The organism is Pontibacter toksunensis, assembly GCF_042686245.1.
Taxonomy (GTDB): Bacteria; Bacteroidota; Bacteroidia; order Cytophagales; family Hymenobacteraceae; genus Pontibacter; species Pontibacter toksunensis.
The window spans coordinates 75,250-88,714 of the sequence record NZ_JBHUOX010000023.1 but is presented as its reverse complement, the minus strand read 5'-3'; the positions used below and the strand labels follow the sequence as shown (position 1 = coordinate 88,714).

Genomic DNA, 13,465 nt, shown 5'->3' with positions numbered 1-13,465 from the left:
CCTCGGAGGCGGGCTCGGTGACAGGCGTGCGCTTCTACAAGCAGAGCGGCAACACAGGCACCCACATCGGGCAACTTTACAGCAGCACGGGCACCCTGCTGGCGCAGGCCACCTTCACCAACGAGACAGCCTCCGGCTGGCAGCAGGTGCTCTTTTCTTCTCCTGTCGCCATCTCGGCCAACACCACCTACGTCGTCTCCTACCATAGTAGCGCCGGCTACTACTCTGCAGATGACCTAGGCTTTGGCCAGGCCATTGTGAACGGTCCGCTGACGGGCCTGCAGAACGGGGCGGACGGCAGCAACGGGGTCTACCGCTACACCGGCACCCCTGCCTTCCCGTCAAATGCTTATCAGGCAAGCAACTACTGGGTGGATGTGGTGTTCAATACCAGCACGACTGTTTCTTCTTCTTCTTCTGTTAGCTCATTACAGACAACAGAACTGCAAGAAAAAGAAGATATGATTGTTTATCCGAATCCATTTTCCGGAAAGGCCACTGTAAGTTTTATACTCAATGTCGGAGGCAACTACATGTTGAGCCTTTATGATGCAAAGGGGGCAAAGGTGTCTGTGCTGGAGCATGGAAAGGCCAATCCAGGCGAGCGGCATAGTGTGGAAGTAGACGGCTCAAAGCTTGCAAAGGGAGTTTACATTGTGCGGCTGCAAACTCTCTCAGGCGTGCGTACCTCCTCCCTTATCCTGGATAAGTAATGGCTGACATGCAATGCTATGTTGCTGTGAAGAGGCGCTGATGCTGATGTACAAAAGAGCCTGTTTCTCAACCTATACAAAAGGAAGGGCATGCAGGAGATTGCTTGTGTGACAATAAATTTTTCTATTCGCTAGCCACTTCATTGCACACACGCATGTGGCAGCTATGCACCAGGCTTATATAAATGCTGAACTTTGTATAGGCAGTTCTCCCAAGTTTAAGTGTTAAGGGAAGCAGTCAGTGGTGCCGTATGTTAGCGCTGTGTTTTGAATATGATGTATAAGAACATGCATCGGCGAAAAAAGTAACAATTGAAGCTTAGCCTACAAGCCTGAGTAATAAGAAGATAAAATTTTCTGCTCTCTATGTCTGTAAGGTGTACCTTGAAACCGGCACGATAAGCGGAAGCAGAATTTCTCAAAAAGTACTTTTGAGTCAAGAGCAAGCAGCATGCAACATAATTACTGCGTGCTGCTTGCTCTTGCCGTATTAATTTTCGTGGTTTTATTGTAAAATGGGCCTAACTGATAAATTGTCCAGCCTCAAACAAGCATATTCTGTCATTTTGTATATTAAAAATGATCAAAACGATGGCAATACTTTTAGCTGATGTCATAGAAGTACATAGAGATTATGCAGACTTCACTAAAAGGGCTGTTACACAGTAAAGAGAAGCAGGATTGAATGTAGCAAACCAAAATCTATTAGGCACATAGAAATACCATTCAGCTGAAGGTAAAGTATGCTTGTTGTTTTATATTGCTTTTAAAATCTAAGTTCTTGCATTCTTAATTTACTTGTACAAATCTCCATTAGAGATAAACCATGAGGATAGAATAATTTCTGATTGAGCAGCCTGTTCTGAGCAGAGAGTGTGTAGAACCAACAGCAGTAGTTAGAGGTGCTGAAGTTGTATCATACTTGATATCATTGCTCTTTTAATCTTGCCTATAATGTCTAATGAAGAAAAGAAGGTGAATAGTCTTAACTTACTGTTGTACCTCTTCTCACTGTAAATTTAGTCCCATGTAGTTTGTGATGTGAGTTGAACAATTCTCCGCGCATCCCACAAATATTCGTTACCTTAGCACGCTCTAAGCTAATAAATTTGTATTATTCTATATAGTTCCTGTTACCATCATGGCACACACACCACCTCCTTTTCAATTACCCAAATCTAAAACAGGCATACAAGGCTTAGACAACATTACGGGCGGTGGATTTCCAACAGGCAGACCCACCCTTATTTGTGGCAGCGCTGGTTGTGGCAAGACCTTAATGGCCATGGAATTCCTGGTGCGGGGCGTTGTAGAGTTTGATGAGCCAGGGGTTTTTATGGCCTTTGAAGAAACCAAAGAGGAACTAGCCTATAATGTGGCCTCGCTGGGTTTCGATTTAAACAAACTGGTGGAGGAGAAGAAGCTGAAGCTGGACCATGTGCGGGTGGAACGAACTGAGATCGAAGAAACAGGCGAGTATGACCTGGAAGGGCTTTTTATCCGTTTGGGCTATGCCATAGATTCCATAGGTGCAAAGAGGGTGGTGCTGGACACCATTGAAAGCTTATTTTCCGGCCTCGATAACCAGGCTATCCTACGTTCAGAGATAAGAAGACTATTTCGATTTCTGAAAGATAAAGGCGTGACGGCAGTTATAACAGGAGAGCGAGGGGAAGGAAGCCTGACACGACAGGGGCTGGAGGAATATGTGTCTGATTGCGTTATTCTGCTGGACCACCGCGTGATTGACCAAATTTCTACCCGCAGATTGCGCATTGTGAAGTACAGGGGTACAGTGCATGGCACCAATGAATACCCGTTCCTGATTGATGAGGATGGTATTTCGGTGCTGCCTACAACTTCCCTCGAATTGAAGTATGCTGCCAGCAATGAAATCATATCATCGGGGATTCCGCAGCTGGACGAAATGCTGGGAAGTGGCGGCTATTTTAAAGGAAGCAGCGTATTGGTTTCTGGATTTGCCGGTACAGGTAAAACTAGTATCGCTTCATTTTTTGCCAAGCAGTTCTGCGAGCAAAAGAAACGCTGCCTGTATTTTGCTTTCGAAGAGTCGCAGGATCAGGTCATTCGTAACATGGCATCTATTAGCTTGGATTTGTCTTCGCATGTAGAAAACGGTTATTTAAAATTCCAGGCGAACAGCCCTACTGTTTATGGTTTGGAAATGCACCTAGTTTCGATGCACAAAGCCATCAAAAGCTTCAAACCAGAGGTGGTGATTGTAGATCCAATTACGAACCTGAGAACTATTGCTTCCTGCAAAGAAGTAAAGGCCATGCTTACGCGGCTTATCTATTTCCTAAAGTCAGAGGGTATAACTGCACTGTTTGTTTCGGAGATTAAAAATACAGATATGCTAGATCCGGAAGATGAGGGAATATCTTCTCTGATAGACACCTGGTTGATGGTCCGTGACCTAGAAGCAAACGGAGAACGCAATAGGGGATTATATGTGCTCAAATCAAGGGGCATGCATAACTCCAATAAAGTCAGGGAATTTATCATCAATAACGACGGCCTCCGGCTTATAGATGTAGACACTGATACTGCCGGTAACGTACTGGTAGGTACTGCCCGACAACTAAATCAGAACGGTAAGCAAGCAGTTGGGGTGAGAACTGTCAATCAATAAATTCAAAAATATTTTACGATGTCAACGGAGGAAAAAGAGGAGTTTTTTGAATTGAGATTGTACGTGGCCGGACAAACTCAGAAGTCTGTAACTGCCCTGGCAAACCTGAAGAAGTATTGCGAAGAGCATTTACAGGGAAAGTACAGAATAGAGATAGTTGATTTGCTAAAGCATCCTCAACTGGCAGAGGGTGACCAAATTGTGGCCATACCTACTTTGGTGAAGAAAGTACCACTACCAGTGAGAAAAATTATTGGAGACTTATCGAATAAAGAAAAGGTACTAGTAGGGTTGGACATAAAAACCATATACGCATAAGCATGGAATCAGAAGACAGTGAAGATTGGTTGGAGCCAGTTGATAACCAAAAATACATGCTGCGTCTGTATATAACAGGTATGACGCCTAACTCTAAACGAGCAGTAGAAAATATAAAGGAAATTTGTGAGCAGTACCTGAAGGGAAGATATGAGTTAGAGGTTATTGATATCTTTCAACAGCCGATGCTGGCCGAGGGGGAGCAGATCATTGCGGCTCCCACGTTGATAAAACAGCTTCCCCATCCGCTTAGAAGGCTGATTGGTGATATGTCCAATACTGAAAAAGTATTGCTGGGCCTTGATCTGCGCAAAGAAAGTTGAATTTTTAGAGCATTTTAGCTGCGTTGCCAGTGTTGAATCACGCCTCCAAACATAAAACTGCCGAAGAGCTTCAGCAAGAAGTAGATGAATTACGCTACCAGTTGCAGGTAGCCGAGGATACTATAGAAGCCATCCGGACGGGTTCTGTAGATGCGCTGGCCGTGCAGGAAAACGGTGTCACAAAGATATTTACCTTAGAAGGAGCCGAGGAGACGTACCGGGTACTGGTGGAAAACATGGGGGAGGGGGCGGTCACGCTCAATCAACATGGCCTGATTCTGTACTGTAACTCCCAGTTTGCCAAATTTGTAAACCTGTCCCTCAGCGAGGTAATTGGCTCCCCTTTCCAAAGGTTTCTTCCAACTGATTACCAGGAGTCCTTTCAGACGATATTTGCACTGGGGTGGAAGCAGCATGTCAAAAGCGAGTTTGTTTTAAAGCCCATACAGCAAGACTTATTGCATGTGTACATCTCTCTGACTACCATTGCTACTAAAGGCGATGAGGTGCTGGGCATCATTATCACCAACTTGTCGGAGCAGAAGGAACTGGAGAGACTGACCCTCACCAAAAGAGAATTATCCAAAAAGAACGAAGAGCTGATTCGGATCAACGATGATCTGGACACTTTTGTCTATACAGCTTCTCATGATTTAAAGAACCCGGTTCTAAACATTGAGGGGCTGGTTACGATACTGGAGGAGGTTTTAGAAGGAGATGCTTCAAGTGAAGAAGTAAAACAAATCATCAGCCACATTAGCAGTTCCGTTACCCGCTTTAAAACCACTATTTTGGACCTGACGGAGATTTCAAAGGTTCAGAAGAACTTCTCCAGCACCCCCGAGGCAATTGACTGCCAGCAGATTATTAAGGAGGTAAAAGAAGGTTTGGGAGAGATAATTTCAACATCAAACGCTGAAGTAATTGTAAGTATTTCGGACTGCCACGGCCTGCAGTTCTCGAAGAAGAACTTTAAGAGCATTGTTTACAACCTCTTAAGTAACGCCATTAAGTACCGCTCTCCCGACAGAAAGCCAATCATTTATGTTAACCTAGAGAATAAGGATAATTATATTGTATTGAGTGTAAGAGATAACGGACTCGGAATAAACCTGAAGAATGAATCAAAGCTTTTTGCCATGTTCAAAAGGTATCATGATCATGTGGAAGGAAGTGGTATCGGGTTGTATATCGTAAAAAGAATTATGGATAATGCCGACGGAAAAATCTCTGTGGACAGTGAGATTGGCAAGGGATCTACTTTCACGCTATACTTTAAAGTATTTGAAGAAGCAAAATCTTATTAAAGCATTTTTAGCGGCTTAATCATACTTCACCCATAGATATGAAATAGCGAGAGGCCACCTGTTTTCAGGTGGCCTCTCGCCGGTAATGTGCTTCTGCCTGTTACTTCACTACCACAACTTTCGGAGCAGGAGGGAAGGCAACAGCTATTTTAAGCTATATCCTTAATCCTGACCGCCTTTTCTAGTGGCTGGCCGTGGTGTCGGCCATACCATTGGTTCACCTGTTCTGGTGTTAACTGGCAGTACACTCTTCTCCCGTGATGTTGTTTCCGGGTCTTCGGAGGCCATGTATACCAGTATAGCGGCCAGAATAGCATTGTTGCGCACATCATCAAACACTATCTTGTCATACGTGTCTCTGTTAGTGTGCCAGGTATAGGTGCCGTAGTCCCAACTTAGTGAGCTTAATGAGAAAGCCGGAGCACCTGCTGCTACGAAAGAGGCATAGTCAGAACCCCCACCGCTAGGAGTTCCCGGAAATGTGGTCACTATTTCGCTGGTAATCTCACGCGGAACGGCATTCAGCCAGCGGCCTAAATAGTCATAGGCGTGTAGGAAGCCCTGACCTGAGATATTTGCTACTCTGCCTGTTCCATTGTCCTGGTTGAACAGCGCCTGTACATTCTTCACTATCTCCGGGTGATCTTCCACAAAAGCACGTGACCCGTTCAGACCTTGTTCCTCACTGCCCCAGTGGCCCACCAGAATTGTTCTTTTCGGACTTGGGTATACCTTCTGCAGAATGCGCATCACTTCCATCATCATAATGGTGCCTGTGCCATTGTCTGTCGCACCGGTGGCACCATCCCACGAGTCGAAGTGAGCCGACAGCATCACATATTCTTCAGGCTTTTCAGTGCCTCTAATTTCAGCGATGGTATTGAACGTTGGTACATTGCCCAGGTTCTTGGACTCAGCCTGTATTTTGATCTGTGGCTTATCGCCGTGCTCCACCATGCGGTACAGCATACCGTAATCCTCTAGGGACATATCGATGCTTGGAATCTTTTTGGTGTACGCTCCAAATATCTTGTTCACCCCAAAGCCATTCGACCAGTTGGAGGTAACGATGCCGGCTGCTCCAGCTTTTTCCAGTGCCACCGGTAGAGTACGGGCATTGTAACCAGTCCTGTTGATTCTTTCGCGCCATGCCTGCGTCTGGTCATCACGCTGCTTTTTCATTTTCTCCAGAGAAGCCTTTGTTGCGAACTTCTCCCAGTTGTATTCTGGTCTGCCAGTAGGCTGGTGCATGGAAATCATCACTATCTTACCTTTTACAGAAGGTAACCAACGCTTAAAGGTAACGGAATCCTGTACATCCGGAAGGACAACTAGCTCGGCTGTAACGCCTTTTCGTGGTGTAGAAGGGCTCCAGGCTAATTGCGTTGCGTCCAACGTAACTACTCTTGGATATACCATATCAACATGCGTAATGCCTCTGTCCCAGCCGCGCCATTCGCCCCATTTTTCATTGCGGGCAGGTATGCCCCAGCCTTTGTATTTGTTAACAGCCCATTCGTGTGCCATCAGCATTTCCGGCGTTCCCACCAGTCGAGGGCCGATCACATCCATCAGTTCGTGCCCCAGCAGTTCTAATTGGGAATTCTCATTGGCTTCTTTAATGATGCTCTCTACAACAGGATTTTTAACCTGGGCAAAGCTCAGGCTGCTGGACAACAGCACCAGTAGGAAAAAATAAGGTAATGTCTTTTTCATTTAAAGATGTTTAAGTGGAAGTTCAAAGAATTTAGCTGTAGCAACAAGGCGGCGGAATAGCTTAGGCAAATTAAGCTTTTAGACTTAAAGTACGACGGTAGTGAAAGGGAAAATGCTTTACTGCTATAGCGGATGCAGGTGCTTCTTTTAGGTAAGGCAGTTTAGGCTGTTTAAATTCAGGATGTACTACAGCACTAGAATACCCACCCCTGCCCCTCCCAAGAGGGGAATTTACTCGTGCATTTTATCCCCTCCTCGGAGGGGCAGGGGTGGGTATAGTTAGTAAGATTCCATTATAACTAGGAGTTTATAGAGCGGGATACTCGGGACACCGATTACTTTTTAGTCTTCAACTTCGAAGCGGCGCTTTCGTCTACTAACCAGATTACTTCACCGTTTTTAGGTTGAATCAGCTGCGAAGGGTATTTCTCCGGGTTCCTTTCTCCCTCCAGCACCTCTTGCAATGCAGGTGCTTTGTTAGAGCCGAACGTGAGGAAGCAGATGGTTTTGGCCTGGTTTATCAGTGGGGCGGTAAGGGTAATGCGGTACATGGACTGTGGCCCCAGATAATAAGCCTGCACCAGGCGCGAAGTCTCGTGCAAAACCGCTGTTCCCGGAAACAACGAGGCTGTATGTCCATCGTCGCCCATACCCAGCAGGATTAAATCGAATTGTGGTATTTGCTGGCTGAAATGCGCTTTCAGGAGTTGCTCATACTTATTTGCGAACTCCTCTGGCTCCTTGCCATCTTCCCACATCGGGTAGATTTGCGCTGCAGGCACTGGTACTTTGTTCAGAAAAGTTTCCATTGCCATTCTGGCGTTGCTGCGATCATCCGTCAAAGGTACCCAGCGTTCGTCTCCCCAGAAAACAAAGGTCTTCTCCCAGGGCACCTGCTCCACGTAAGGCTGTTGTGCCAGCAGGTCATAAAGCTGAACCGGGGAGGAGCCTCCTGTCAGGGCTACAGTAAAGCGTCCGTTTTGCTGTACCGCTTCCTGGGCAGTCTTCACAAACAGTTCTGCAGCTGCTTTGCTGAGTTGGGCTTTATCTTCAAATATCTGTAGCATGCTTTTTGGTTTAATGAGGAAAAGTAACTGTCCAGGTATGACCCTCGCGGGCAATCAGGGCTTCTGCGTTTTCAGGGCCCCACATCCCCGCCGCATAGTTAGGGAATTCCAGTGACGGACGTGACTCCCAGGTCTCCAGGATAGGAGTGATAACATCCCAGGCGGCTTCCACCTGGTCTGAGCGCATAAACAGCGTGGCATCGCCTTGCATGGCATCCAGCAGCAGCGTCTCGTACGCCTCCGGCGATTGTGAATGCTTGTTGGCCCCATTGAAATCAAACACCATTTCTGCGGGAGTCAAAGCCATATCAAGCCCCGTTTTCTTCGCCATAAAGCGCAGGCGGATATCCATCTGGGGCTGGAGGTTAATGATGAGGCGATTCGGCATCAGGTTCTCCGCCATGGTGGTGGGGAATGTTAAATGCGGAACAGGACGGAACTGAATGGTGATGGATGAGCTCTTTTCCTGCATTCTTTTCCCGGTGCGTAAATAGAACGGCACACCCTGCCAGCGCCAGTTGTCCAGGTAAAACTTTACAGCGGCATAGGTCTCTGTGCCGGAGTTAGGATCAACATCAGGTTCCTCTCGGTAACCCGGCACCTGCTTCCCCTTCATCCAGCCCGGACCATACTGTCCGCGCACAGCAAATTTTCCCACATCTTCCCGCGAATACCGTTGCACAGCATGCAGTACGTCAACTTTTCGATTTCGTATCTCTTCGGCTTCAAATGTTACCGGCGGCTCCATGGCCACCATACACAGCAATTGCAGGAGGTGGTTCTGGATCATGTCGCGCAGGGCGCCGGAACCTTCGTAGTATCCTCCACGGTCTTCTACACCAACTTCTTCCGAAACGGTAATCTGGACATACTCAATGTAGTTCCTGTTCCAAAGTGGTTCAAATAGCGCATTGGCAAAACGGAAAGCCAGGATGTTCTGCACCGTCTCTTTCCCGAGGTAATGGTCTATCCGGTAAATCTGCGATTCTTGGAAGGTTCTGGTAAGGAGTTGGTTTAGTTCCTGGGCAGTCTTCAGGTTGTGTCCAAAGGGCTTCTCCACCACTATCCGGTCCCGCTCTACGTCGTTTGCAATGCCTACCTCGCTCAAGTGAATGGTAACAGGCTCAATGAACCTGGGAGCAACTGATAAGTAAAACAAGCGGTTGGCACGTGTACCCCATGCTTCTTCCAGTGCGTGTATTCTATCAGCCAGATCCTGGTAAGCAGCCGGATCATTAATGTTGGAGCGCAAGTAGCTGATGGAGTGACGAAAAACATCCCAGGTTTCGTCGGCTGGTTCGCCGCTGCGTGAGAACTCTTTCACTCCTTCCCGCAGATGCTCCTGGTATTTAGTGTCGTTGGTGTCAGACCGTCCTAAGCCAATCAAAGCAAAAGGCTCAGGCAGCCATCCGTCCAGGTATAGGTTGTAAAATGCCGGAACCAACTTCCGCTTTGCTAAATCTCCTGTTCCGCCAAATATAATAGCAATGGTGGGTGCTGCTTTACTCACTGGTTTCATATTTTTTGTTGATGTATAAAAGAGAAAGCTACTCCTCTGAAAGAACTGTCGCTTTCCTGTAGAAAGATAATATTTATAGACGGAAATTTAATTTCAGACAAGCCGATGTTATTCGACTTGTCTTTACCTGAAATGGTCAGTGACTTTTTAGCTAAACTTTTACGGGACATTTTATCTGCCTTCTCCTGGCGCAAGTTTTCAAACTTGTGTCCTTCGGTAATGTCGGGTTTGTAACCCGACTGGGGCAGAGGCCCGGAAATAGTAGAAACATGAGAAGAAGCTCTTGCCATAAATTGCACTCTTATCTCTTACTGACAAACGACAGGTCCAGCCACTAAAGTCGGCTCCCTAACCTATCCCCTAATCCCACTCCGTATGAAAGAAGCCCGGCTTATCCCGTCGCTCATAGGTATGGGCTCCAAAATAGTCCCGCTGGGCCTGGATAATATTTGTCGGTAAGGTTTCGGAGCGATAGGCATCAAAGTAAGATAGGGAAGCCATGAAAGCGGGCATCGGTATACCTTTATCTATAGCAGCTTTCAGTACAGAACGAATATCATCCTGGCGAACTAACAGGTCACCGCCGACTTTGGAATCCAATAGCAGGTTCGGTAGCGAAGGATTTTTCTCATATGCTGCGCGTATATCAGTGAGGCAGGCAGCGCGAATAATACAACCGCCCCGCCAGATTTTAGCCACGTCCTGCAGCTGCAACCCATATTTATATTCTTCTGAAGCTACTTTTAACTGCGCCAATCCCTGTGCATAGGTAGAAATCATGGCGAAATAAAAAGCGTTTCGCATCTGGCCTATAAATGCCTGACGATCACTATCGATGTTCGTCTGAAGCGCATTGTTTGATAATTGTTTTGCGGCCTCCACACGTTCTTCTTTAAATTTAGACATATCGCGCATCAGCACAGCCATGTCAATAGAAGGAACAGGTACCTGTAAATCCATTGCGTTTTGCGAAGTCCATTTACCAGTGCCTTTAGAACGGGCGACGTCGGATATGACATTCACTAAGGGTTGGCCGGTTATATCATCTTTCTTTTTCAGGATGTCTCCGGTAATTTCTATCAGGAAAGACTGCAGCTCTGTTTGGTTCCAGTCCTGGAAAACCGCTTGCAGTTCTTCATCGCTTAGTCCTACACCACGTTTCAGCAGGTCGTATGTCTCTGCAATCAGCTCCATCACGCCGTACTCAATACCATTGTGCACCATCTTTACATAGTTACCTGCAGAGCCGTTACCAAGGTAAGTAACACATGGTTCACCGTTCACTTTTGCGGCAATGGCTTCGAAAACAGGACGGAGCCTTTCATATGCTTCCCGGTTTCCGCCAGGCATCATGCTCGGACCAAAACGGGCTCCCTTTTCACCTCCGGATATACCCATACCAAAGAAGTGTATGCCATTCTCTTCGAGCATCGCAACACGGCGTTCGGTATCGGGAAAGTAAGAGTTACCTCCATCAATCACGATATCGCCAGGCTCCAGCAGGGGCAGCAAAGAGGCAATAACCGCATCTACAGGTTTTCCGGCTGGCACCAGCAGCATGATAGCGCGGGGCTTGCGTAGTGCCTGCACAAACGCTTCAGCCGAAGTGGTGCCACGAACTGATTGCCCGGTGCCGGCTTCTGTTTCTACTGCCGCCGCTTTTACGGGGTCCAGGTCAAGGCCAATGACAGAAAAGTTATGGTCAGCGATATTGAGCATGAGGTTCCTGCCCATCACACCCAAACCAATCATCCCGAATTCATATTGTAAGTCGTTCATAAGTAGGAATATTATGTAGAGGTTATATGCATTTATACAGCAATAGGTTTACTAAATGCGCCGCTTCTTCATCAATCTACTCCCACCTGACAGCTACACAACGCATGTATGAAGGAAGTAAAGCTACAACTTATATCATATTCTCACCAATAGAACAACTTCAGGTAGTAAAATAGGAAAGCCAAAATAGCACATGAATCAGCTTTCTTTTAATGGTTGATGTATGGCTGGTTCAGTATTGCTCTATGATGAAGGAGAATTCTCACACATGCATACTTCTTGCTTCACGGCATTCCTCATAACAATAAACTTTTTCTACGGTTACTCTTGTACCTGTTGCAATCTTTTTAAATTCTTATGAATGAACAGGATGATGTATAAAATCAACAGGCAGCAAATGAAACCGTAAGTCATGGTAGCTTTGCCTCTTATGACCACAAAACCAAATTTCTCATGAACATGCACCACATCCGGCGCGGTACCGGTAAGCCACTTTTACTTATTCATGGCATAGGCGGCAGTTGGAGCTCCTGGCAACTCATCATCGACCCGCTTGTTGATGCCGGACGTGAAGTGATAGCAGTGGATTTACCTGGGCATGGCGGAACAGCTCCCTTGATAGGTGAAGTATCTATCCGTACGCTGGCCAACGCGGTGACAAATTTTCTAAAACTTCACGATCTGGTAGGTGTTGATGTGGTGGGCAGTTCGATGGGGGCGCGGCTGGTGCTGGAACTTGCCAGCCGTGGCGGTGTGGTTGGCGCAGTGGTTTCGCTGGATCCAGGTGGATTCTGGCGAGGGTGGGAGATCCCTTTTTTCTACTACTCGGTGGCAGCCTCTGTCCGGCTGGTCCGGCTGCTGCAGCCTGTTTTGCCCGCTCTAACCAGCAATCCTATAAGCCGCACCTTATTGATGGCCCAGTTCTCTGCGCACCCCTGGCAGTTGCCACCGAAGCTGGTGATTGACGAGCTGCGCACCTTTGCTGCCTCGCCATCTTTCGATGAGTTACTATACCAGCTTGCCTACGGTAACCCACAGCAGGAGGGAGCACCTAAGGGTTTTATTCAGGCGCCCCTCGTTATCGGCTGGGGACGCCACGACCGGGTATGCCCCCCGCACCAGGCGTCACGTGCCCTGGCAAGGTTTCCGGACGCGCGCCTGCACTGGTTTACCCACAGCGGCCACTTTCCGCAATGGGATGCGCCGGAGGAAACAGTGAGTCTCATTTTAGCGGCAACAGATAACGAAAGCCTGAATGTATTTTTGTCTGCTGATAGTAAATCCGCTGCTGCTTCTAAGAATTGTGCTGCAGTCTTAGGTGTAGGCTTTGTAGTAGCATTAACAGGTATAATACTTTTGAGTAGAAAGAGGTAAGCCCCTTTGAAAAAGAAATCGGTGAACGTCTGGGATCAACACTGTAGTACCAGAACAGGAGTATTACTTATAAGACTGAAAAGCCTCTCGACATAAGAGAGGCTTTTCAGTCTTATAGAACTGTAATTCAGAAGAAAAACTCAGCCAATGTACAAGTTTCAGCAGGACCTGTCAACTATAATCTTAGCAACAACTTGCCTTACCTTTCTATGTTTATGGATATATAAACAAGGTTCAATTACTCGCTGGCAGGCGCTGGAACACTATTGATCTGCTGCATCATGGACATGGTATCAAACTGCATCCAGTGGTTTACAATCTTGTTATTTGCTAACTCGTAAAGGATGAGACCGTCTACACTTACCTTCTGCCCAGTTGGCGCTATTCCGAAAAGCTCTCCTTTGTGTTCGCCCGCGACAGTTGCTCGCAAAGCAACTTTGTTCCCCTCTACCACTATATCTTTTGGAATAAGCTGATAGTTAGGAAAGGCTGCATCAAACATATGGATGTGTTCTATTAGTCTCTCATCGGCAATGTATTTATCCAGTGTGGCCTCTGATTTATTCTTGCTTAAGGCCTGGGCATACTCTTGAAAAAACTTACGGCTTTGCTCAGTAGTCATCATGATTCTTTCTCCTTATAGTTTATGTTGAAAATAGATTTGTCAAGTTTTATAAGGGTGGTATCAGGGCGGTT

General features: G+C 46.8%; 12 protein-coding genes. 6 read left to right on the top strand and 6 right to left on the bottom strand.

Translation table 11 applies throughout. The features are described from left to right. The 5 genes from ACFS7Z_RS22165 to ACFS7Z_RS22145 all read left to right on the top strand — a co-directional run. A partial coding sequence (locus ACFS7Z_RS22165; RefSeq protein ID WP_377489724.1) for a DUF4082 domain-containing protein occupies nt 1-713 on the top strand: 713 nt, incomplete at its 5' end. Between the two features lie 1,141 nt (nt 714-1,854). Next, nucleotides 1,855-3,366 (top strand): circadian clock protein KaiC, encoded by a 1,512-nt coding sequence (gene kaiC, locus ACFS7Z_RS22160; protein ID WP_377489721.1) that lies wholly within the window; start codon nt 1,855-1,857, stop codon nt 3,364-3,366. Between the two features lie 18 nt (nt 3,367-3,384). Continuing rightward, the gene (locus tag ACFS7Z_RS22155) at nt 3,385-3,684 is read left to right on the top strand and encodes a circadian clock KaiB family protein (RefSeq protein ID WP_377489718.1); all 300 of its coding nucleotides are present in this window, start codon (nt 3,385-3,387) and stop codon (nt 3,682-3,684) included. A 2-nt stretch (nt 3,685-3,686) separates the two neighbouring features. Then, entirely contained in the window at nt 3,687-4,007 is a 321-nt protein-coding gene (locus ACFS7Z_RS22150) for a circadian clock KaiB family protein (RefSeq protein ID WP_377489715.1), read from the top strand. A 29-nt stretch (nt 4,008-4,036) separates the two neighbouring features. Beyond that, a complete protein-coding gene (locus ACFS7Z_RS22145; RefSeq protein WP_377489712.1) occupies nt 4,037-5,314 on the top strand; it encodes a sensor histidine kinase in 1,278 nt (425 codons plus the stop codon). A gap of 162 nt (nt 5,315-5,476) precedes the next feature. Here ACFS7Z_RS22145 and ACFS7Z_RS22140 read toward each other — a convergent pair whose 3' ends face one another. The 5 genes from ACFS7Z_RS22140 to gndA form a co-directional block, all read right to left on the bottom strand. After that, nucleotides 5,477-7,030: a M20/M25/M40 family metallo-hydrolase gene (locus ACFS7Z_RS22140; RefSeq protein ID WP_377489710.1), complete on the bottom strand. Its 1,554-nt coding sequence runs from the start codon at nt 7,028-7,030 to the stop codon at nt 5,477-5,479. Between the two features lie 335 nt (nt 7,031-7,365). Further along, nucleotides 7,366-8,097 (bottom strand): 6-phosphogluconolactonase, encoded by a 732-nt coding sequence (gene pgl / locus ACFS7Z_RS22135; protein WP_377489707.1) that lies wholly within the window; start codon nt 8,095-8,097, stop codon nt 7,366-7,368. Nucleotides 8,098-8,107: 10 nt separating this feature from the next. Beyond that, the gene (gene zwf / locus ACFS7Z_RS22130) at nt 8,108-9,616 is read right to left on the bottom strand and encodes a glucose-6-phosphate dehydrogenase (protein ID WP_377489704.1); all 1,509 of its coding nucleotides are present in this window, start codon (nt 9,614-9,616) and stop codon (nt 8,108-8,110) included. Further along, nucleotides 9,613-9,906: a hypothetical protein gene (locus tag ACFS7Z_RS22125; RefSeq protein WP_377489701.1), complete on the bottom strand. Its 294-nt coding sequence runs from the start codon at nt 9,904-9,906 to the stop codon at nt 9,613-9,615. Before ACFS7Z_RS22125 ends, zwf begins: the two co-directional genes overlap by 4 nt. 70 nt (nt 9,907-9,976) lie before the next feature. Further along, nucleotides 9,977-11,395, bottom strand: a complete 1,419-nt coding sequence (gene gndA, locus ACFS7Z_RS22120; RefSeq protein WP_377489698.1) for an NADP-dependent phosphogluconate dehydrogenase — start codon at nt 11,393-11,395, stop codon at nt 9,977-9,979. 453 nt (nt 11,396-11,848) lie between these two features. Between gndA and ACFS7Z_RS22115 the strand changes: the two genes are divergently transcribed. Then, on the top strand, nt 11,849-12,769 hold the full coding sequence (locus ACFS7Z_RS22115; RefSeq protein ID WP_377489695.1) for an alpha/beta fold hydrolase: 921 nt from the start codon (nt 11,849-11,851) through the stop codon (nt 12,767-12,769). Nucleotides 12,770-13,007: 238 nt separating this feature from the next. On the opposite strand, the gene ACFS7Z_RS22110 is transcribed toward ACFS7Z_RS22115, so the two are convergent. Further along, nucleotides 13,008-13,394: an ester cyclase gene (locus ACFS7Z_RS22110; protein WP_377489692.1), complete on the bottom strand. Its 387-nt coding sequence runs from the start codon at nt 13,392-13,394 to the stop codon at nt 13,008-13,010. Between the last annotated feature and the right edge of the window lie 71 nt (nt 13,395-13,465).